This is a genomic window from Mesorhizobium sp. M1A.F.Ca.IN.020.03.2.1 (assembly GCF_004023205.1).
Taxonomy (GTDB): Bacteria; Pseudomonadota; Alphaproteobacteria; order Rhizobiales; family Rhizobiaceae; genus Mesorhizobium.
This window is the reverse complement of sequence record NZ_RZSV01000003.1, coordinates 54,558-76,214: the sequence shown is the minus strand read 5'-3', so window position 1 is coordinate 76,214 and position 21,657 is coordinate 54,558. Positions and strand designations below refer to the sequence as shown.

Annotated in this window: 12 protein-coding genes and 3 pseudogenes; 3 read left to right on the top strand and 12 right to left on the bottom strand. The window is 58.8% G+C overall.

From position 1 onward, the window contains the following. Positions 1-23 precede the first annotated feature (23 nt). Together EOA79_RS34025 and EOA79_RS01315 are read right to left on the bottom strand one after the other, a co-directional pair. Positions 24-152, bottom strand: coding sequence for a hypothetical protein (locus tag EOA79_RS34025; protein ID WP_135907184.1), 129 nt, complete (start codon positions 150-152; stop codon positions 24-26). Positions 153-1,032: 880 nt separating this feature from the next. Then, a complete protein-coding gene (locus tag EOA79_RS01315) occupies positions 1,033-1,488 on the bottom strand; it encodes a transposase (protein WP_256748481.1) in 456 nt (151 codons plus the stop codon). Positions 1,489-2,281: 793 nt separating this feature from the next. Here EOA79_RS01315 and EOA79_RS01310 point away from each other — a divergent pair. Further along, complete coding sequence (locus EOA79_RS01310) at positions 2,282-2,797, top strand: DUF2285 domain-containing protein (RefSeq protein WP_224570032.1); 516 nt, start codon at positions 2,282-2,284, stop codon at positions 2,795-2,797. A gap of 784 nt (positions 2,798-3,581) precedes the next feature. Here EOA79_RS01310 and EOA79_RS01305 read toward each other — a convergent pair. The 7 genes and pseudogenes from EOA79_RS01305 to EOA79_RS01275 all read right to left on the bottom strand — a co-directional run bounded on the left by EOA79_RS01305 (position 3,582) and on the right by EOA79_RS01275 (position 13,742). Then, entirely contained in the window at positions 3,582-5,057 is a 1,476-nt protein-coding gene (locus EOA79_RS01305; protein ID WP_128292703.1) for an NAD-dependent succinate-semialdehyde dehydrogenase, read from the bottom strand. Positions 5,058-5,472: 415 nt separating this feature from the next. Further along, positions 5,473-6,198 (bottom strand): annotated as a pseudogene (locus EOA79_RS34235) (pitrilysin family protein); the annotation flags it as partial. A 549-nt stretch (positions 6,199-6,747) separates the two neighbouring features. Beyond that, a pseudogene (locus EOA79_RS01295) lies at positions 6,748-8,052 on the bottom strand (pitrilysin family protein); the annotation flags it as partial. A 1,950-nt stretch (positions 8,053-10,002) separates the two neighbouring features. Further along, entirely contained in the window at positions 10,003-11,331 is a 1,329-nt protein-coding gene (locus tag EOA79_RS01290) for a HAMP domain-containing sensor histidine kinase (protein ID WP_128292701.1), read from the bottom strand. Next, complete coding sequence (locus EOA79_RS01285; protein WP_024505389.1) at positions 11,328-11,987, bottom strand: response regulator transcription factor; 660 nt, start codon at positions 11,985-11,987, stop codon at positions 11,328-11,330. Before EOA79_RS01285 ends, EOA79_RS01290 begins: the two co-directional genes overlap by 4 nt. Positions 11,988-12,606: 619 nt before the next feature. Further along, positions 12,607-13,039, bottom strand: a pseudogene (locus tag EOA79_RS01280) (helix-turn-helix domain-containing protein); the annotation flags it as partial. 244 nt (positions 13,040-13,283) lie between these two features. After that, entirely contained in the window at positions 13,284-13,742 is a 459-nt protein-coding gene (locus tag EOA79_RS01275; RefSeq protein ID WP_224570033.1) for a response regulator transcription factor, read from the bottom strand. A 757-nt stretch (positions 13,743-14,499) separates the two neighbouring features. On the opposite strand from EOA79_RS01275, the gene EOA79_RS01270 reads away from it, so the two are divergent. Both EOA79_RS01270 and EOA79_RS01265 read left to right on the top strand, forming a co-directional pair. Continuing rightward, positions 14,500-15,615 (top strand): DUF418 domain-containing protein, encoded by a 1,116-nt coding sequence (locus tag EOA79_RS01270; RefSeq protein WP_245456829.1) that lies wholly within the window; start codon positions 14,500-14,502, stop codon positions 15,613-15,615. A 1,543-nt stretch (positions 15,616-17,158) separates the two neighbouring features. Next, positions 17,159-17,371, top strand: coding sequence for a cold-shock protein (locus EOA79_RS01265; protein ID WP_008874821.1), 213 nt, complete (start codon positions 17,159-17,161; stop codon positions 17,369-17,371). A 228-nt stretch (positions 17,372-17,599) separates the two neighbouring features. Here the strand turns inward: EOA79_RS01265 and EOA79_RS01260 are convergent, their stop codons facing one another. The 3 genes from EOA79_RS01260 to sctV form a co-directional block, all read right to left on the bottom strand. Beyond that, positions 17,600-18,070 carry a MucR family transcriptional regulator gene (locus EOA79_RS01260; protein ID WP_024505385.1) on the bottom strand — a complete coding sequence of 157 codons (471 nt, stop codon included), beginning with the start codon at positions 18,068-18,070 and terminating at the stop codon, positions 17,600-17,602. Positions 18,071-18,964: 894 nt separating this feature from the next. Further along, on the bottom strand, positions 18,965-19,507 hold the full coding sequence (locus tag EOA79_RS01255) for a tetratricopeptide repeat protein (RefSeq protein ID WP_082826568.1): 543 nt from the start codon (positions 19,505-19,507) through the stop codon (positions 18,965-18,967). 53 nt (positions 19,508-19,560) lie between these two features. Beyond that, positions 19,561-21,624 (bottom strand): type III secretion system export apparatus subunit SctV, encoded by a 2,064-nt coding sequence (gene sctV / locus EOA79_RS01250; RefSeq protein ID WP_063169272.1) that lies wholly within the window; start codon positions 21,622-21,624, stop codon positions 19,561-19,563. Positions 21,625-21,657 lie beyond the last annotated feature (33 nt).

Genomic DNA, 21,657 nt, shown 5'->3' with positions numbered 1-21,657 from the left:
GCATCTTCCGCCCATGCCAGCAGCTACGCCGCCAGAGCGTCATCCGCAGCCTGCTTGATCAGCCATTCGATGTGATTTGACCACATCTGCAACACCTCGCGCTTCTCCTTGACGTTGCTATAGAGATTGTAGATTTCGCCAATGTCTGTCAAGGACGCCGCCTTGTGATTCAGTATGTGCTCGATGACGTGTGGCAATACCTGCCGCCTGCCGAGATTTGTCGCGAGCGTCCTGCGCAGATCGTGAAGGGTCCAGTTCTCCAAAGCCACCCCGTCAGTATTGACCTTGCCGTCTAGAGCCTTCTTGCCCTTCGCGTAGCCTGAGAAGTGGCTTCTTTCGTTGCCCCTCGCAGGGAAAAAAACGTGTCATTGGTCTTCGGTACCGTCTGGGGGACCGACACCGCCAGTGTGGACAGCGGAATAAGCGTAGGCTCTTCGTTCTTCGTGCGGTCACCCGATAGTTCCATGTTCCGGCTTCAAGGTTGAGGACCAACGCATCGCGGCAACTTCCGTACGCCTCTGTCCGGTCAGAATGAGCAGCTTGACGATGGAGCCGAACGAATAGCCGATATCGCCCGGTTCGGGCTCACAGCCCGTTCATATAGCCGCCAGTTCGGCATCGTTCACCACTCGCTTGCGCTTGACGATCGGGGCCGGATCCGGATTTTCCAATCCCTCGCGGGGAAACCGCGGATGAGCCGTTGCGGCGGTTTGCGACACCAGTTGAAAAATGCCCGCATACACCAGAAGGCCGTGTTAGCCGCTTGCGGGTGACCCCCGGCGACGATCTTCTTGGTGATGTTAGCAATGTCGGTGTCGATCACATGGTGGATAGAGCGACTCCCGAGGGCAGGCACAAGATACCGGTTCAGGCTGGCCTCGACCAGTGCGGTGTTTTGAGGGTCGTTACTCGGCGGCCTGGAGGTGACCGCCATCGCCGTCCTCGGTATCGTCAGCGCTGATATGCGCCTGATCGGCAAGGAAGGCTGGCAGTTCCGATGGAGCTATGCTGGAATTTGGGTGACGAGGCTGATCAAGCGGCGCTCTGCGGCTTCGTTTCGATGACCTGGATTCCGTCCAGGAACCTGGCACCTGCGATGAGTTTCGGCAACTGATTTTGTCCTTTCAATCGTCGCCACTTCCTGGCCGCGGCCAACAGCTTGAAGACCATCAGCTGGGCGGTTTTCGAGGATAGCGAGCCCTTGGTACGCACCGTGCGATAGCGAACGGTTGCAAAGACGCTTTCGATGGGATTGGACGTTCGCAGATGATCCCAGTGTTGGGCGGGGAAATCGTAGAGCGCCAGCGACGCAATATGATCTTTCGTCAGGCAGTCGACCGCCTTGGCATACGCCTCGGCCTCCATCTCGATCGCATGCGCAAGCAATTTGCGCGCGCCGCTGCGAAGTACATCCGTCAGGGTATCATCGATTTCGTCGGGCTGACGAAGGCGAACAATGTGTTGATAGTCTCGTTCATGGCGTATCACTCTCCTTGAGAGGTACTGGCAGGCTTCATCACCCGCCTCGATACGCCGCTCTCCTCAAGCCGCCATCATCCAGTTTCCGCCATGGCTCCCCCTGATTGATCCGCTTCACCTGTGCAACTGCACAGGCTGCCCTAGCGGGGAGATTGGCCTCCAATGGCGAAAGCTTGCCGCAGGAGACCCTCCGATGACCGTGCCTATGGCGCCGCCGCTACGACAACTTGCCGACAAGCAGCGTGCGATCCACTGCCGCGCTACTGCGCCTTCAAGGGACGTCTGGATCGCGACGCAGGAGCCGATGACCGTTACGGGATCAATTCCAGGTCGCGCTGGCCGTCGCTGTGCCAGTTCGACGGTCTGGTGGCAATTTGGGCACATCTTCTGTCGCCGACAGTGGCGATGGCTGACGCTTCAACGAAACGGGGTCTTCGACGTCTGCTGCCTTCGCCGATGCTTTGCGAAGTGGCATAATGTTTCGACGCACGCAGGCGCGGGCAGGGGATGTCAGTCATGAATCTCCTGACTGGCGCGGATCAGGCCGATTGGCGGGATGAAAGATCATACGACTACACCGCTGGCCTGACGCTGCGGGAGTGGGCTTGGGAGTTCTTACGCCGCAATCCAGCGTTCCAGCGCGATCTGACCGCTGCGCGCCAGCATTGCAAGACTTGGTCTCTCCAATCCTTTCTCGATATGGTCGCGTCGGCCGGCGACCTGTCACGCTGGGGTGTTCTGTTTCGCGGAGTCTTGTGGCCGCGCTTCGGTCGTATTCTGGTGTCCGCTCTGGTGCGTCCATGTGCTGCCGGTCATTGCGGAACGGTTGCCTGCCTCGTCGCCGACACCGCCGTTCGAACTCTCGGCATTGCCCTGTCGTGCAATCGTCCTGCTGGCGCCCGACAAGAGCCAGCATGTTCTTCTTCGCAATGCGGACCACGCGCTGCAGCTCGCCGTCTCGGGCGCGAATATCCTCCACCCTGTTTGCCTGCATACGCAAGCCATCTGGCCCGCGGTGCTTTTAAAGCATCGACTGAGGGGACTGGAGTGCCTCAATGCTCTCAGTCTAGGGCAACAGTTGCCCCCCCGCTTGTTTGCGCCGGAAAAGCGCGGCGTTCGTTTGTCCTTCGTTCTTCGTGCGCTCGACGGTTCGCTCGCCGGAGCACCTCATCGCGAGCTCGCCGAAGTTCTCATCGGTCAACGGCGCGTCCATGCCGACTGGGCGGATCCTCGCGATCATCTGCGCGACCGCATCCGTCGGGCCGTCTCGCGTGGCCGCGCGCTCATGAATGGTGGCTACAGAGATTTCCTAATTTGAAAAGCGACAGTCCGCGCTGTGCGTCGGTGGATGAACGTTCGCTCGCAGCTGTACCCGTCACCAACAGTTCGCCCGCCGACAGGACTGCATGGCGCCTTGCAAGTGCGCTCTGGTCTAGCTTGTCGATGCCGAAATGAGATGGGCGAGGGTGCCAAGGCGGTGGTTCATTAGGGCCGGCCTCGACCTGGACGCACATCATTGGTCGGAAAGCGGCGTGCACCGCAATGTCGCCATAGCAGCCAAGATCCTTTGAGGCCGGACCTGCAGTCCTGTTGGACCGGCGGGTGCAACAATATGGAGGGATCTGAGGCCTCACACCGTTCCCTGGTCGACAGCTCGGTCAACATAGCACCCACCGCTTGATTATGGAAATGGTGTGCCTGGAGTGCAGCGAGTAGCGGCTTGCTGCGCACTGTCCTAAGAATAGCAGTCATGACCCGTCTGGGGTTCTGCAACACGACGATTCAACCGCTTGGGCATTGTCGCATATCCCACAATGTAGAATGCGCAACAGGGCAAAAGCTGATCCATCGGCGGTTTATCAATGCTTTTTGGCTTGGCACGGCACATGCAACGCAATCGGCAAAAGGCGCACGAACTGAGTGGCCCATCGGCCCTAGGAGCGCTGACTTATGCCCTCCCAAGGCATGTCCGGCCCGACAGCGAGCTCAGTCTCCTGCCGGGCATCCGTGTTTCAGGTCAACGGCGTTTGGAACTTCCAATTAGGTGGCGGCATTGACCGCAGGCCGCCCCCCGGTGGGGCGGAGAGACAGTGCAGCAGGTTTCAAATCCCGCCCATGCAAAGATATTTCATTTCCAGATAGTCCTCGAGGCCATGACGGGAACCCTCCCGCCCGATGCCGGATTGTTTGATCCCGCCAAACGGTGCCGCCTCCGAGGACATGCGTCCCGTGTTGATGCCAACCATGCCATATTCCAGAGCCTCTGCCACACGCCAGACCCGCTTCAGGTTTGAGGCATAGAAGTATGCGGCGAGGCCGTATATCGTGTCATTGGCCTCGCGCACGACCTGATCCGCATCGTTGAAGCGAATGATCGGCGCGAGCGGCCCGAATGTCTCCTCTTGCGCGACTGCCATGACGCTGGAAATCTCGGTGAGGACCGTGGGTTCGAAAAACGTGCCATTCTTGCCGATACGCTGGCCCCCGCATCGTATTGTGCCGCCTTTCGCAATGGCATCTGCGACGTGAGACTCGATCTTGGCCAGAGCATGCTTGTCGATGAGCGGTCCGATGTCCACTCCGGCATAGAATCCGTCGCCAACCGACAAGTGCCGGATTCTTTCCACGAATTTCTTGACGAACTCATCGTGAACGCTCGATTGGACGTAAATGCGGTTCGCGGAAACGCAGGTCTGGCCGGCATTGCGGAACTTCGCCTGGACCGCACCGTCAACAGCACCGTCAATGTCGGCATCATCGAAGATGATGAAAGGTGCATTGCCGCCGAGTTCAAGGCTGACCTTCTTGATCTGGTCAGAGCACTGACGCATCAGCAGCCGTCCGACCTCGGTCGAACCGGTGAAGCTGATCTTTCGAATCTTGGAATTGGTGCAGAGTTCACGGCCCACGCGATCACCTTCGGACGCATAGATCAGGTTGACCACGCCATCGGGAAAGCCGGCCTGATGGGCGAGGGCGAACATTGCGCCAGCCACGAGCGGCGTCTGTTCAGCGGGCTTGAGCACGATTGTGCAGCCCGCAGCCAAGGCCGGCGAGATTTTGCGCGCCACCATGGAGGCCGGGAAATTCCATGGCGTGATCGTGCCAACAACGCCGATGGGCTGCTTGATCACTAGCATTCGGCGGTCTGTCGAGGGTGCCGAGATCGTCTCGCCATAGACGCGATTGGCCTCCTCGGCATACCATTGCAGATACGCCGCCGCATGCGATACCTCTGAAATGGCTTCGGCAAGCGGCTTGCCCATTTCCGCAGTCAGAATCGCGGCGAGATCGCCTGCATGGTCGATGATCAGCTGATGCCATCGCCAAAGAACGTCGCTACGTTCTCGGGCCGTCAACGCGGCCCATCCCGACTGCGCAACATAGGCCTTGTCTACCGCAGCACGTGTCTCCTCCACGCCCATATCGGGAAGCTCTGCCAAAACTTCGCCGGTCGACGGATTGACGACCTCGAACGTCTTATTGCCAACTGGTCTGCCGAGTGCCGGCAGGCGGTCGATGGCTCCAAACAGGTGCGGGGATTTCAGACGGCGGATCATCGGCAGGCACAGGGGCAATACCGGATTCCTCCTCAACGCAGCGAACATCCAGGTCGACAGGCCGTCAGTGTGTATTCTGCACCAGTGGGTTCGTCGTAGGGCCTCGGCAAAGCAGCTGGTAGACCACGCTAGCCCGATGAAAAGACAGCAGTTTCGTTAGTTTGAGTGCCCGCGGTTCATCAATTGATGGATTAAGCAGTCGGATGTTTGCTTCATCCACCATGCCTGCTGGTGGCATGCGACTGAATTCTGCAAAAAGGCGGCATACATGCTGAGGAGCGCCATTTCGGCGAGAGGCCGCCGGACCGCCAATGCCGCGCAAGGTCGGCGAAAACGACTCCGCGCGTCTGCATGATCTGCTTGGCCCACGGGCCTCCACATTCGCTCTTCCCACGAGAAGCCCCGATGAAGAAGGAAGGTGAGATGAGTTTCTTTACTCATCCTTGCCGCCCAGCGGCGGGCCGACCACCAAAATGGCGGGCTCGGCCGAAAGCAGCTTTTTGGCCGCCGCCTTGACCTGTTTGAGCGTCACCCGACCGATGCTGCGGGCGCGACGCTGGTTGTAGTCGACGTCGGCCTTGTGAATCTGCAAATCCAGGAGCCGGTCTGCAATCGAGCGGGTCGAGCCCAGTTGGTCGATGGCATAGGCGCCGATCAGGTGCTTCTTCGACGCCTTGAGCTCGGCCCCGGTCGGTCCTTGCTGCGCCATCTGCTTTACCACATCTCGCACGATGCTCAGTGTTTGGGCAGCGCAGTCCGAGCGTGTCTCTGTCGTAACCAGAAGCGAGTCAAGGGTTAGTTCAGAGCTGACGTGATAGGCAAGGCCGCGTTTTTGACGTACCTCCTCGTAAAGGCGGGAAGTCAAGTATGAGCCGCCAAGGATGTCGTTCAGCAGCACGGCCGCGTAGAAATCCGGCGCGCTAGGCTTCACGCCAGGCCAGGCCAACGTCAGCGAAGTCTGCGGCAGGTCGTAGTTCTCCTCCACCAGTTGACCGAGTTTCGGCGCGACATCGTAGACGGGGACGAGGGTTTGTTGCTCAGGCAAATCACCAAACAGCTGGTCAAGCCTTTCCCTCAACGTGTTCGCGTCAATGTCACCCACCACGGCAATATGGAGCCCGTCGCGAGCGAAAATGGCCTGGTGGAAGGCGCGGAGGTCGGACGGCGTGATGCCGGGCAGGCTCTCTTTTGTGCCTTCTCCCAGCCTTGAACAAGGATGCGCGCCATAGATCGCGCGCAGCCATTTGCGCTGAGCGATGGCGTTAGGGTCTCGCTCGCTGCCGACGATGCGGGAGACAATCTCGGCGCGGACGCGATCGATCGGCCCCTGCTCGAAGCGCGGCGCGTTCAGCGCGAGCCGAAGCAGGCCGAACGCCGCGTCCTGCTTTTTGGAAAGCATGCACATCGATCCGTAGATGTCGTCGCTTTGCGCGTCCAAACTCATTTCGGCGCCGGCATGGTCGAGCTTCACCTGGAAGGCACCGCTGTCGTAATGGCCAGCGCCTTCGATGAACAGGCCGGCCATCAGTTTGGCCATCCCCTCCTTCCCGACCGGGTCCTGCTTGGTGCCGCCCTTGAAGGCAAAGCCGATGTTGACGATTTCCACTGTGTGGTCCTCCACCAGCCAGGCGATGATGCCCTTTTCGGACTTCACCTCCTGGATGTTCATCGCAGCATGGGGCCGAGCGCCGAGCGTCATCTCTTGATTCTCCGTCTTGGGCAAGAGATAGCCCGTGGTCGAACGGTCGAACGCGAGATAGCGGGCGGCAACTGCTTTGATTTGCTCGGGGGTAACCTTGCGGATGCGATTCGGCCGTTCCTCGACATCCTTCACGGTACCGCCGGTGGCCAGCGTCGAGCCGTAGATGCTGGCGAGCCAGTCCAGGTTGTCTTCCGCAAAGATCATATTGAGCAAATAGTGGTCCTTGGCCTTGCCTAGTTCCTCGTTGCTGACACCATCCTCGGCAATGCGGGCAACTTCGGCAGCGGCCGCCGCTTCGAGATCAGCCAGCTTGGCATCGCCGCGCGGTGCGCCATAGATGGCGAACTTGGTGTCGTCGAGCATAGTGCCCTGGAAATAGACGCGGGCGCTGGAAGCGATACCTTGCTGGACAGCGAGCGCCTGGTAGAGCCGGCCGCGGTTACCGCCGCCGAGAATTTCGGCCAGCAGGTCGAGCGCTTCGGCCTCGCCCGGCTTGGCGGTGTGGTAGGACGGCACCACCCACTGCGTCGAAAAACTGGGCACGCTGACGCGGGCGTCTGAGAGCGTGACGGTGCGCCTGGTGTTCTGCTCGGGCTCAACCGGCCGGATGCGCGGCGGCAGGTCAGGTCCGCGCGCCACCTTGCCATAGGTCTTTTCGGCCAGCGCCCGCACCGTGTCCGGTTCGACATCGCCGGCCACGATCAGCACGGAGTTGTTGGGCCAGTAGTACTTTTCATAGAAGACGGTGGCGTCGACGCGGTTCAGCTGCTCGATCTCCTGCATCCAGCCGATGATCGGGATGCGATAGGGGTGGTTCTGCCACAGCGTCGCGTCGATCTCCTCATGGAGAACGTCCTGCGGGTTGGTGTCGGTGCTTGAGCGGCGCTCCTCGATGACCACATCGCGCTCGGTCTTGACGACATCGTCGGTCAGGATGAGGTTTCGCATTCGGTCGGCCTCGAAGCTCATCATCAGCTCGAGCGCCGACGGCGCCACTGTCTGATAGAAGGCGGTGTAGTCGGAGGAGGTGAAGGCGTTGTTGGAGCCGCCGATCTCGAACACTGCGCGGTCGAATTCGCCGCCCGCATGGTTGGTCGTCGCCTTGAACATCAGATGCTCGAAGAAATGGGCGATGCCGGATTTGCCCGGCGGCTCGTCGGCGCTGCCGATCTTGTACCACACCATGTGGGTGACGATCGGCGCCCGGTGGTTGGGAATGACGACCACCTCCATGCCGTTGTCGAGCACGAAATCCCTCGCCTTGCCGTCCTCCCATGCGACGGGGATCGGAGCCGGCCCCGCGCCGACCAACTCGGACGCAACGGACGTCCTGCGAAGCCCATGAGTGCGGGGCTTGCTTGGTAGTTCTGGTAGGGAGAGTGGGGTTATGGGCTGCGTTCCTGGCAAAGTGATCTGTTCCTCATTTTGAAGGATCTATGTCTCCCGAACGCCTATTGGGAGAAAGTGGATCGGCACGCGACGCCGAGCCACATGAGCCGTCAGCGTGTTGCTGGGCCTGACGCGAGCCTCATCTTTGGATGCGTCCGGGAAACTTTCGGCATGGTGAGGCCATGGGAAGTCTGCTCGTTATCCATTGGGTGTTTGCGGATACCTGAGCATGCCCCGTGCCAAGTAAGAAAGCCCCGATTCGCAAGGTTTGATCCAACCTTGATACTTGCGATATCCGACATTGTCGGGCATCCGACAGAAAGCGCCTTTCGCCGGCGCGCCGGCTATGACGCTCGCCTCCTCCGGCGTGACGACGATCCTTTGGCGGGCGCCGCGCACACCGATCTGCCCGCCTATCAGCACCGCGACATCGAAGGACAGCGCGATCGTGACTGGATGGGTCTTACGCAAACATGCAGCAGTGCCACCGCGATCAGGACTTCATCCGCCCCACAAAGACCCGAGCGCGAGGGACGACGTGTAAGGCAACATGTCATCCTCGATAATGATGCCGCGCATAAAGAGGTAAGGTCCCTCGTCGTACCGGCGAGCCCCTTCGCTGGGTCTCGCGAGGGTCTGGTTTGCGAACGTCGACCGACAGCATCACGGCATGGGCGGCCCCATCGGTAGGCAAGCATTGACCGTGCCATCAGCGTTGAGGCAGCGCAGAGCCCAATTTCCCGGTGCCAGCCGGTACGTTGGAGCTTCAACTGTGGCCAGCCAAGCGGGCCGAGGCCGTGAAACTCCTGATACCCTGGACCGTCCGGATTGCAACGCACGACGCCTTGGTCTCGCGCCAACGTCCATTGACGCTCAGCGAAGCATCATGCGGACGAGCTGGGAAAGCTTGGCCGGGCCGGCGCCTTCCCAGGCGCATGGGACGCGCGACGACCCATGTGGACCTTGGATTTCACTACGCACTTACGCTGCTTTGGCCTTGTCAGCAGCCTGAGCATAAAGCGTGCTCAGCTTTCAGGGCGAGCCTCTTTCATGTTGATAGCATCTGTCGTCATTCAGGATCGCCCCATTTTCGCATGCCGCTTGCAGCTTTCAGACTGTTGTCAGCCAGGGCCGCCATAAAGGGTCTCGTTTAACGCATTCGGGAGGCTTCATCACTCGACCACATTAATTTCGGGCCGTTCGCCGGCGCTCCGAATGGCACTTAACACCAGATCCTCTCCAAACCCGTGATGATCCAAGAGGAAAACGAAAAATCCCTAAATCATAAAAAAGCACCGATACGGTCGGCTCCAGGCTGATGAAATTGCGGTCTCACTGGCCACGCACGATACTTGCGATGGCGATGGCCATTGCAAAGGCCGGTCAAGCACCCAAGACGCTGACAAGCACGCCTCCGACCAAAGCTCGATCGTTGGCAGCCTTTCTAGCCGTATACTTGGGGCATTTTGGGACGGCGATCCGGACGCCGATTAAAACCTGCCGGTCGTCTAAATGGAATGGTTGGTCCGGGTCCTTACTGGACCTGCGCCAACCCGATCGGGCCGGCGCACAGGGGCACCCAGACAATTGGACACGTCGCCTTTGCGCGGCGGCTTGCACTTTCTCGGATGGCCTTTTTTCTCCCCGGGCGAAATCGAGCGAGCGGTGAGGCGGAGCCTTCGATTTTGCCGATCATGTCGTGTCGCTTCGATCGAACTGCTCAGACGATGATAGCGGCATTGATTGCCGCGGCCGAAATGCGTTGTGTGAAGTACGATTTCTACGCCGTATACATACTGCCGTACAGTTCGCCCTGTCAGCAGCCTTGCCAGCAATCCGCCCTGTGTCCAACTGTCGTCGAATTCACCGGTGTCATTGAGGAATTCGTATGATCGCCTCGAAACCATCATTGCGACCGCGGGCGGGCGACGCAAGCTCTAGACTGCCACCGATCCGCTGGATAACCATGTTAGCGATATGTAGACCAAGGCCTGAGCCCGCAGCAGGAGTAGCACCACGACTAAATCGCTTTGTAAGCCCTTCGAGGTCGGGGAGGGGCACCACCGGTCCGGCGTTTGCAATAGCGATGGTTCCATCAGTTTGGACGGAAACTGTTGTCGGAACAGTGGGCAGTCCATGTATCAGCGCATTCTCGATCAGGTTACGAAGGAGGATCCCAAACGCATCGACATCCACTTTGCGCATCAAAGTGGGGCAGCCGTCGACGTTAAGATGCAGGCGTCCGGCATATTGCGGCTTTTTCCTCAGGTCATCGATTTCCAGCCGAACCGATCGGACAAGATCGATCGCGTGATCCGCCATGCCAACCCCCGATTCGGCTTGAGCGAGCTGAAGCACTTTTTCGACAAGGCGGCCAAGGCTCGACAGCGCTTGCTCGATGCCGCGCGCACGCATTTTGGCCGACCCATTGGGAAGCTCGGCCACTAATCTCTGCATCTGAGCGATTGAACCTGCGATCGGCGTGCGCAGTTCATGCGCACTGTTTGCGGCGAACTCGCGTTCGGCCTCGAGAGCCGCCCGCAGACGATCGAGAAGCCGATTGACGGATGCCGCGATTGGAGCCAACTCTGCCGGGAAATCGCCCAAGTCCATTGGTGACAGATTGCCGCCGTCGCGCGATCCGATCTGCTGTCGCAGTACCTCGATTGGCCGCAGCGAGCGCCGGATCACGATCCACCAAACAGCTAAGCTAAAGGGCAGGAGCACGAGTGTCGGAAGGAAGACAAAAAGTGCGCCCTTCGCGATTGTGGTACGGCGGCCATCAAGCGGTTCGGCCAACTGAAGATACACGCCGTCTTGGATCTCCTCTGTGTAGACGCGGTAATCAGCGTTTCGCCAAAAGCCGTTACTCAGGGGAGCATCAGGGAAGGGCTGCTGACCCTCTTCCGGTTCAGAAATAAGCACTACCCCGTACTTATTAATAACCTGCTCACGATAGGTCCAGTACTTTTCATAAGTTGGCAAGTGGTTATTGTATTGATCAACGTGTTTTCCATTCAAGACCTTGATCAGCTCTGGTTCTCTGTACTCTGCGCTCCCCTGGAGCAAGTCATCCGAACTTTCGTTTACATTATTGCAAAAAATGAACGCAGCAATGGTTGGGGCGGCGATCCAAACCGGGAGCGTTGCCCCGCCTAACCACGATATCAGCTTTCTCGTCATGCTGTTCGAGTTCGTCATGTGACCACGAGCCTGTATCCGGAGCCACGCACGGTTGCTATTCTATCCCCGCCGATCTTCTTGCGGAGCCGGCTGACATAAACCTCCACTGTGTTGCTCTCGAACTCCGAATTGAATGAATAAAGCGCGTGCTCGATCCTCCCCTTTGAAACGACCGAACCGGGCCGGCGTAGAAGGCAGTCGAGCACCGCCCATTCGCGTCCAGACAGGTGGACCTCCTGCCCGTCGCGGAAGAGGCGTCGCTCGGCTGCCTGTATGGAAAGCGTCCCAACCGAAAATTGCGGCTCCGGAAAATGCCCTTGGCGACGTGCCACTGCACGGATGCGTGCCGAGAGTTCCCCCAGATCGAACGGCTTGACCAAATAGTCGTCGGCGCCAGCGTTGAGCCCCTCGATGCGATGCGAAATCCGATCGCGGGCTGTCAGAATGATGACCGGCGTTGTATCAAGCCCCTTGATCAGCTCCCGCAGATAGTCGATGCCATTGCCGTCCGGCAGGTGAACGTCGAGCAAAATAACGTCGTAGCCGGCCACAGCTGCATGACCGCGCGCTCCGGACAGGCCCTCGGCCCAGTCGACCGCGTGGCCACCAGCCACCAAATGATCGTGCACAGCACTTCTAAGGTCGTCGTCGTCTTCAATGAGCAGTATTCGCATCAGGCTGCCGAGCTCCGGTATGAGGGCAAGGCTCCTGCCTTATTGATCGAAGCTGACAGTAGGCTGAACCGGCGCCAGCGAATATCTGGGGGCTTTCAGGCTGCTGTCAGCTACAATTGCAAGAAAGGGGTCGTTAACAAAGCCAAACGAAGAGGCCTTATGAAACCCCTCCTGATCTCGGCACTTTTGCTCAATGTGACCACCGGCGGCTGTACACTGGTTGGCGGGCAATTCGACGTGGCGGTCAACGAATGGCAGCCGCGCCACGCGTCAATGTCCAGGCTTGAAACTGACAGGTGTCTTAAATACGAGGGCACCGTAGCGGGTGCCTCCAGTTATCGAACAGTGCCTAGCAGGTCAGAAGTGCACTTTGACCATAGGGGTCGTCCGTATTTTCGGCGCTCGCGAACAGAGTCGACGGTCAATCGATGCGCCACTGCCAGAGTCTGGAACGGTCAAGTGTTTGTTATCCCCCGTCCGGGCCATATTCTCTGCCGAGGACCAAGAAGGCCCTATTTTCGGTGCCCACGAACAGAGCCAACGGTCAATCGATGCGCCACTGCCAGGGTCTGGAACGGTCAAGTGTTTGTGATCCCCTGTCCCGGCCGTGTTCTCTGCCGAACTCGCCCTTGTAGTCGGCACACCAAAGATCGTTAGGGCGACAGCCGTTTGAAAGTGGTGTCCCCGTCGCCCTGTTGCGCCTGCGCTTGCGGCGCTCGACCATGCCGTGGCGGTCGAGCACGGCATGCACGGCCGAGATCGCGGGCCGGTGCACATCCGGATACAGCCGGGCCAGCCGCTCGCGTATCTTCGGCGCACCCCATGTCGGCTTGTCTTGCTTGAGGCGCACAATCAGCTTCTCGATTTGAAACGGAAGCTGATTGGCGTGGCGATAGGGCCGCCGCGATCGGTCCGTCAGCCCTCCAGGCCGCTGTCGTTGTAGCGCGTGAGGATCTTGTAGCCGGTCTTGCGCGAGATATCGAACTCCCGGCAAAGCACCGCCATCTTCTCGCGTCCAGCAGCCGGGCGACGAACTTCAGCCGCTCTTCCATGACGTTACACTCCTTCCAAGGCACCTTGCTCTCCTTGCAAAGGGCCGAAAGTGTAACCCATCTATCCGGAATGAACTGTCACCCATCTCTCGGGAAGGAAAGTCATGGCCAAGGCAACTGGAAGCCGAATTTTCTTTTAGAGTATGAATCAGCGCCGTCTGCCGAAAAGCGCGTCCACGATCTTCCCTTTTGAAACGACCGTGCAGGGCTGGGGCAGACGGTAGTCGAGCACCGCCCATCCGCGTCAAGTCAGGTAGACCTCCTGCCCGTCGCGGAAGAGGCGTCGCTCGGCTGCCTGTATGGAAAGCGTCCCAACCGAAAATTGCGGCTCCGGAAAATGCCCATGGCGACGTGCCACTGCATGGATACGCGCTGAGAGTTCCCCCAGATCGAACGGCTTGACCAAATAGTCGTCGGCTCCAGCGTTGAAGCCCTCGATGCGATGCGAAATCCGATCGCAGGCTGTCAGAATGATGACCGGTGCCGATTCAAGTTCCTTGATCAGCTCCCGCAGATAGTCGATCCCATTGCCGTCCGGCAGGTGAACGTCGAGCAAAATAAGGTCGTAGCCGACCACAGCTGCATAATCGCGCGCTTCGGACAGGTTCTTGGCCCAGTCGACCGCGTGGCCACCAGCCACCAAATGATCGTGCATAGCACTTCCAAGGTCCTTATCGTCTTCAGTGAGCAGTATTCGCATCATGCTGCCGAGCTCCGGTATGAGGGCAAGGCTCCCATCTTATTGGTCGAAGCTGACAATAGGCTGAACCGGCGGCAGCGAATTATTTGGGGAGCTTTCAGGCTGCTGTCAGCTACAACTTGCAAGAAAGGGGTCGTTAACAAAGCCAAACGAAGAGCCCCTATGAAACCCGTCCTGAACTCGGCACTTTTGCTCAATGTGACCCCCGGCGGCTGCATCAGCAAATTGATTTGGGAAACAGGCGCGCCGGTTCTAATGACCGACGCAGGCCGAGGTCTGGAGCTGGACCAGCGAACGGCGTCTTCGGTTTTTCAGGCAACAGCCACATGGAAGAATATGATTGGCTCGACCATGCGCCGAGCTTTGTCGAACGGATTGGTCGCGGGCGCACTACCACAGATTATGGCAGGTTTACGCCCTGGCCTTGACACCCGGGGTGATCGTCACCGGCGGAGCCGCGGCGTACTGATCGGATATCTAACGTCGCTGAGTCTCTCGTCGGTGCAGTGGATCTCTCGGCTTAGCCATCATGCAAAAAACGACGGTTCCGCGACACCACTTTTCAGGTCCGTGACACAGGCTTTGTGAGCCGATCTGTTGTTCTTACCCCAGGCTAATGGCTGAACAGCTCTGTCGCCGGCTCGATGCGCCAGATGGCGCGATGTTTTGAACCCTTTCACGAGGCGACGGCAGCAGCCGACCGGCTCTCCTATCGCGGCTCCCGCGATCCACACACCCAACAAGGGAATCTACCATGGTAATGAAGGCACCGGTTGCCGACGCTAGGAATGGGTCGGTAGTAGATCGGCTGGTCGGCATCGACCTCGCTCGGGGCCTGGCTGTCTTCGGGATGTATGCCGCCCATCTCGGTCCCGACCCCGGCGAAGGAGGACTAGTCGGGTTTCTGATGGAACTAACCCATGGGCGGCCGTCGGCCCTGTTTGCCGTATTGGCCGGTTTTTCAATCCTCCTGATTACAGGTCGCAAGGCGCCGAAGTCGGGGATAGCCGGTAGACAGGCCATCGCCAGAGTCGCAATTCGTGCCCTTGTTTTGCTCGCGCTTGGCTCAATCCTGGGCTGCCTCGGTACCCAGGTCGAAGTCATCCTAGAATACTACGGAATTTGCTTCTTGTTGGTATTGCCGCTCCATCGGCTCAGCGCATATCAGCTGGGCTTGATCGCTGCCGCTACGGCATTAGTTCTCCCGCAAGTCCGTTCCTCCCTTCTGTCGGTTGCCCCCAACCTCCTCGACCCGGTCTTCAACCTCATGGTCAACGGCTACTATCCCGCGGTGACCTGGGTTCCTTTCCTCATCGCTGGCATGGCCATCGCGCGCCTTAATCTTAATACGCTAGCAGCGCATTGGCGCCTTGGTCTGGCGGGGGTCGCGCTGGCCGTGTTGGGCCATGGGGGATCCTTGCTCGCGCTGAGTTCCCGCGCTTTGACTGAAACCTCCTTGTGGTGGTCTGACGTTGACGGCGCTTTTGAGCCTTCCAAGTCGTCATTTATAGTCAAGTCGTCATGGATAGCCGCACCTCATAGCGAAACGACGCTTTCGATCGTGGGCAGCACCGGTTGCGCAATGATCATCTTGGCGGCTTGCATGCTCGCTGTGGATGCGCTCCCGCGTCTGCGAAAGCTGGTCTGGCCAATAATCGCAGTCGGCTCGATGTCTTTGACGGCCTATGTGCTGCACATTGCGGGAATAGCCTATCTTATGAAGATAAACATTTTCAAAGACGAGAGCCTGTCCACGCTCTTTGGCTTCGTTGTGGTTATCAGCACTTTTGCGGTGCTTTGGCTGCGCATCTTCCAGCGAGGACCGATGGAAGTGCTGATGGGTAGGGTCGCAGATCTCGCGCGTCACATCCGCTGAGCACCGCCGCGCCCCGGCCTCCCGATCACATTACGGACAAGGTGGGGCTTTGTCCAAAGCTTGTTCGCGGCAGGGGAGGGTACTTCCTCCCAGCCTGCCGCCTTGTTGATGGAAGCTAAAACGGTCGCGCAGGCGCTAGAGTTGCATCGGCATAATCAGCTTAAACTCGCGAAGTTAAACCCGCGGTTGGTCTATCTCGGCCCGCCTCACCTGAAAGGCTAAGGTATCCGTTTCGGTCAAGGGTTTTAGGGGCCATTTTCGCTGCGCCTTGAGGAGAGCGTTTGCTAGGATGAGGAGCTTTCGCAACAAGATGATGACCTTTGCGGGTTTGCCTGCCGCCTTTAGCGCCTGGTATTTTGCCTTGAGGTCGGGGTTGAAGCGCAGGGCGAAGGGCCGGGCATGTAGAGGGCCTGGCGAACATTGGCCCGGCCGCCCCGGATGAAGGCGCGGCCGCTCCATTTTGCCGAGGCCGGCGAGGCTTGCGGCCTTTGGTTCCGAGTTCCGGCATGTCGATGGTGAGTGTGCAGGCGGTGGCATCCGATGCGCCATATGCTGGTCAGGATTTCGCGGCGCTGGACAGCGTCGGGATCGGCTTTCATGAGGGTAAGCATCGTCTGATCGATATCGCTGAGTTCACGTGGATCTGCTTCCAGCCACTCGTTGTTGTGGCGCCTGAGCAAGGCAAGCGGTCAAGGTCTGGCTCTGGTGCTGGCTGCGGTGCGATCCCCGCACGGGCCAGGTGCCGATCGTGTCGACGATCCACCTCGCCGCGACCAGAGAGCTGCTACTCTCTTCCGCTGTTCATTCTGGCCTCTTCGCAATGAATGTCATAAAATCACCTGTCGCAATTAATGGTTTTTGATTTGGCTCCTACAGCTGGCAGATATCGCCGAGAGTTCCGCAGAGAGCGTCGAAAGTTTTGGCCGCCTTCTTCCGCAGCCGCGCCTTGAGTTTTGAGCAGACCTGTCTTGATCGGGTTGAGATCGGGCGAGCATGGCGGCAGGATCAGGAGCCAGTGCCCCTTTGGCCAACCAGTGGGCGGCGCGTACCTTGCCGACAATCTGGGGTTCCGAACCCGACAGTTGGTTTTCAACCCGACAGTGGCCCGCCTCAGAGCAGGCTACCGCCCTTCGGAGCAGGCAGAAGCTAATCGAGGTTCGCGGGTTCCGGTTTGAATGTGCAGGTCGCTGCGCGCCTGATCTTTCGGTCTGGCGGCACATGACAAAAACTCTCATTTTGGCCGACGATACCCGGTCAGGAGCGGGTATCGCAGTCGAGAAGCGACCCGAGCACGTCCACAAGATGTGCCGAGTTTGCAAGGTGTGTCATTGTTTCTGTCAACGTTCGAGCGACAGCGCACGACGAAACGTCTGGCATACGCCTCGTCTGGCACGCGCCTCGCATATGTTGCAGTTGCTGCTGGAGATCAGGCGATCGAGTGGGCCTTGCAATTTTCCGATTTTGATGCGCCTAAAGTCTCGTGTACAAATCAGGCTGGCGTGAATGGCCTGCCTAAGTTGCGACTTATTACAAAGGAATGGATATGGCGACTGGAACGGTGAAGTGGTTCAACAGCACGAAGGGTTTTGGTTTTATTCAGCCTGACAACGGCGGTCAGGATGTCTTTGTCCACATTTCCGCTGTTGAACGAGCGGGCCTGTCGACCCTTAATGAGGGCCAGAAGATCAACTACGAGGTGGAACAGGATCGCCGCACGGGAAAGTCCTCTGCAGGCAGCCTCAGCAAGGCTGGCTAACGGTCCGGGAAAGCCTTGGCAAGGTTCGTCATCGCCGGAACGCATTGACGGCTCGAAACCCGGGCCGGAGCATGCAAGTTAATGCCGCGGCAGGGATTGCTGGAGCCATCATGAATTACTCTGGAAATGAGGCTCTTGGACGGGAAAGGCGGGGCTCATCCCCGCCCTTTGATTCCGCGCAGATTGGGCCAACGGCTGCTGCGCGTCCGAACGACTGTTGATACGGATTTAGGCTGCGACCTTCTTGCGGGTCCGTTTCGCCGGCGCCGTGGCTGGGGCTTCCGGCTCTTTCGGTTTGCGGCCGAGTCCCATGGTCTTGGCCAAGGCGGAGCGCGCAGCGGCGTAATTCGGCGCCACCATGGGATAATCCGACGGCAGACCCCATTTGGCGCGATATTCGTCTGGGGTCAGACCATAGTGCGTCGCCAGATGGCGCTTTAGCGATTTGAATTTCTTGCCGTCTTCAAGGCTAATGATGTAGTCCGGTTCGATCGACTTTTTGATCGGGACAGCAGGTTTTTTTACAGGCACAGGCTCTTCTGCCGGTATGAGTCCAGCCGTGCCGTTTAGAGCCCCGTGCACTTGGGCGATCAGGGCAGGAAGCTCCCCCGCCGGGACGGGGTTGTTGGAGACGTAGGCTGATACAACATCGGCAGTGAGCTCGATGAGGATGTCGGTCTTGTGGGGTTCTTCTGTCATAAACTTCTCCGGGCAGCTTGAAACACAGTTGGGCGAAGTGTCGCTTCATAGTGGCGGTTGCCGCTGAAAGCAAATGGATCGACGGGTGCGCTGCTCCTCCACCATTGAAGTCTCGGCGACGCATCCCGTCATCGTCCATCGCTAAAGGCAGCGTATTGAATTATGGGAGCGGTCGCGCCCGCCCCACCATAGCGATACAGCAAGACAATCAAAAAAGCCGGTCTTTGCTTGGCCCCAAATCTTTTCTCCTTTCGTGAACGCTGAGCTGCCAAGCTGCTACAGTTCACCTCGCGGGGCAACCGTGCACAACACAGGAGTTGCCCGAGCGATACATTCTTCACTTGCCGCTTATCAGCGCTGGTGATTGCACTTTGCAGCCTGCCTCCGGACCCGCAGCGCTCACGCTGTTGGTTTTGCGCCTGCAGGCGTCGGAAGTCGGATCGCCGCAGCTAATTTCCTCAGGCGGACGAATTCAACAAATCGATTGTTTGGATCGAAGGCATCCACACCATCGATGCCTCTAGAATATGATCCAGCTACAATCACCGTGCTGTAATGGCAGGGACGGCCAGCACAAGCGCGACACGATCCGGCGGGTCCATCGCTGCGTTACGTATTCATGGCTACTGCATCGGGCGCTCGGTCGACCGCCTTAAGCCAGGTCGCCGCATTGCGAGACGGTGACCGGCGAGGGAGAGGGCGCTCTGGCAACGAAGCGAGGCGGGTGGCCTTGCGGGTGGCCGCGTGATGTCATCCGGCTCTCCTGCCGATCTCTGCCGGCCAGATCTGGAGCAACTGTTTTGCATAGATATGGCTCTCTTCAGGGGGCCATCTATGATGGGAGCCGAGCGCGTGTTCGAGCCGGGGAACAGGCTGCGCATGCACTGTGCCCACCTATTGCGATCGTGCTAACCTTGGTTGTTCGGACTTGCCGTTAAAGGCAAGCGACAGATTGAAGTTATGCTGCACCATCTGATTGCCTGGCTCGTTTTCGAGAGCTCGCCGATACAGGGCCTGTGCCGCGTCATGCCGCCCCTCAATGTCCAAAATCACGCCCTTCGCATTCAATGCACGTACGTTTCCTGGGGCTGCAACCAAGACGCTGTCGAGCACCTCAACCGCTTCGTGCGGGCGCTTCTGGCCCACCAAGGCATTTGTAAGTCGTATCGCCGCATCAACATTGTCCGGGTGCTGCTTCACCTCATCCCGCAAAGCCCGCTCTTGAACATCCTGACCAACTTCGCGCAAAATGCGTTCGCGCATAGCCGGATCGATTTGATCGGCGCTGAGCAACTCGGGGGAAGATGTCTCCTGCACGGAAAGAGCCGGCTTTTGCCAGCTGGCGCAACCGCCCAAAGGCAGAATGGCGAGTACGGCAAAAAGAAGTGAGTTCCGGCGCAGAAACATAGGCGATGGAGAAACTGTATTACTATTCATGTTATCTCTCAGTTATCGGGGAGGCGCGTGGCGTTCAGTTAGGAAAGGTGGGACTACTCTAACAATCCGCTGTTCGATCCGTGCGGGAGTGTGACGGATCCTGCGGGGCGAATTGTAAAGTCGGAGGCGAGGTCTTGATAAGACAGCACGGCGAGATCAACCCCGTTTCGCGTCAGAAAGCCGCGGACGAAACGTCGGACATCCATCGACGTCAACAGAATAGGGCGGGTTTGACCCGGTTCTGCGTTCGAAAGGACCTGACGTATCTGTGATAGCATCGCTTCGCTTTGCCGATCCTCCAGTGCGAGATAGGGGCCTGCATCCGAATCTCGAACCGCGCCACGCATCACATCCTCGCTCTCGCGCTCGACGACCAGGGCGGACACGATGCCCTCCGTGTTGGCATGGCGGTGGCAGATCTGTCGCTTCAAACCAGAACGGACATATTCCGTCAGCAGGGCAACGTTCTGCTCACGCTCGCTCCATTCGGCCAATGCCTCCAACACGAGACGGGTGTGGCGGATTGGGATACCTTCCTCCAGGAGGCGGCGCAGAACATCGGCAATCCGAGGAATCGGCGTCGTGCGTAGCACCTCTTTCACAAGCTCAGAATATTCCTGCTCCATTCGGCCCAGGAAATGTCGGGTCTCTTGGATGCCCACCAATCGCGGTGCGTAGCGGGTCAACGCTGCATGGACGCGCAAGGCGAGGAGTTCGCCGGGAGCCCTATGCTCCGTGCCGGCGCCCGTAAGGGCCTTTGCAGGGGTATGTTCAACCGGGAGTCTGTCCGTTTTCGGCTCACGTCTAAGGGGGACACCGCTCGAGTCGACGTGCGCTACATCGGCTCGGAGCGCCATCTGGTTTGGATCTAAGGCGTCCTGTTCGACTGGCACGCCCTCGACATCAATTCGGAATTGCGATTCAGGCAGCTGCTCGTCAACCAAGACAGGGATGCGAGGAACGATAATGCCCAGATCGGCTGTGACCAGGAGCGAAACGCGCCCAATATGTTTTTGCAATTCGGCTTGATCGACCGCCTGCATAAGATCTGGCGCTAGAAAAAATGCGATCGGGAATTCCTTCGCAGGCGCGGCTTGCTTAGGCTCCGCTGCAGTTCCACCTTTCGCATCGGCAGTGCCGGCGCCCAGCACATCAGCCTTGACAATGCTTACCGCAGCGAACACTGCGGCCAGCATCAGAAAGACGGGGAGGGGAAACCCAGGAACGAACCCCATTACAACCAGGACGCCGGCCGCCAGTCGCAAGGCTCGAGTGCTGGCCGTGAGCTGACTGACCATTTCTGTACCGAGGTTGATCCTCGCCGTCCCAGTCACACGGGTGACGATGGTCGCCGCAGTAATGGAGAGCAGAAGGGCCGGAATCTGCGATATCAATGCATCGCCTATCGTCAGCAGAGTGTAGTGATGCAGTACCTCGCCGAAGGACATGCCCTTGGAGAGCAGGCCGATCGAAATTCCACCCAGCATGTTGATGCAGATAACCACCAGCCCGGCGATGGAATCGCCCTTCACAAATTTCATCGCGCCGTCCATCGCGCCATAGAGTTGGCTTTCCTTCTCCAATTCGGCGCGCCGCCGGCGGGATTCGTTGGCATCGATGTGGCCGTTGCGTAGCTCTGCGTCGACCGCCATTTGCTTGCCCGGCAGAGCATCCAGCGTGAAACGCGCCGCCACTTCTGCCACCCGTTCGGCACCCTTCGCGAGGACCATGAATTGCACCATGGTGACGACCAGAAATATGACGAAACCCACCACGATATTGCCTGAAATGACGAAATCGCCAAAAGTATGAATAATGCTGCCGGCCTCCCCCTCGGCCAGGATCAGTCGCGTCGTTGCGACCGTGAGCGCGAGACGGAATACAGTGGAAATCAAAATAACGCCGGGCAAAGAGGAAAAATCAAGTGGAGTACTGACATACAGGGCAACCATCATCAGCAGTATGGCCAACCCCATATTGAATCCTATCAGGGCGTCGACCACCACGACCGGGATAGGCATGACCATCATCGCGACAGCCAGAAGCAGCATCAACGCAACCATTAAATCCGGGCTGGCCGGCGCACGCTTGATGAAGTCACGCAGGACGTTGGCCATCGAGACACCTTTGCAATCGGTTGAGACTTACTC

Bases quoted from the DNA above. Each gene is read 5' to 3' on its own strand.
- EOA79_RS01290 (WP_128292701.1), bottom strand. From the start codon at position 11,331: ATGACGAACTCGAACAGCATGACGAGAAAGCTGATATCGTGGTTAGGC.
- sctV (WP_063169272.1), bottom strand. From the start codon at position 21,624: ATGGCCAACGTCCTGCGTGACTTCATCAAGCGTGCGCCGGCCAGCCCG.
- EOA79_RS01275 (WP_224570033.1), bottom strand. From the start codon at position 13,742: ATGATGCGAATACTGCTCACTGAAGACGATAAGGACCTTGGAAGTGCT.
- EOA79_RS01285 (WP_024505389.1), bottom strand. From the start codon at position 11,987: ATGCGAATACTGCTCATTGAAGACGACGACGACCTTAGAAGTGCTGTG.
- EOA79_RS01270 (WP_245456829.1), top strand. From the start codon at position 14,500: ATGAAGGCACCGGTTGCCGACGCTAGGAATGGGTCGGTAGTAGATCGG.
- EOA79_RS01255 (WP_082826568.1), bottom strand. From the start codon at position 19,507: ATGAATAGTAATACAGTTTCTCCATCGCCTATGTTTCTGCGCCGGAAC.
- EOA79_RS01260 (WP_024505385.1), bottom strand. From the start codon at position 18,070: ATGACAGAAGAACCCCACAAGACCGACATCCTCATCGAGCTCACTGCC.
- EOA79_RS01265 (WP_008874821.1), top strand. From the start codon at position 17,159: ATGGCGACTGGAACGGTGAAGTGGTTCAACAGCACGAAGGGTTTTGGT.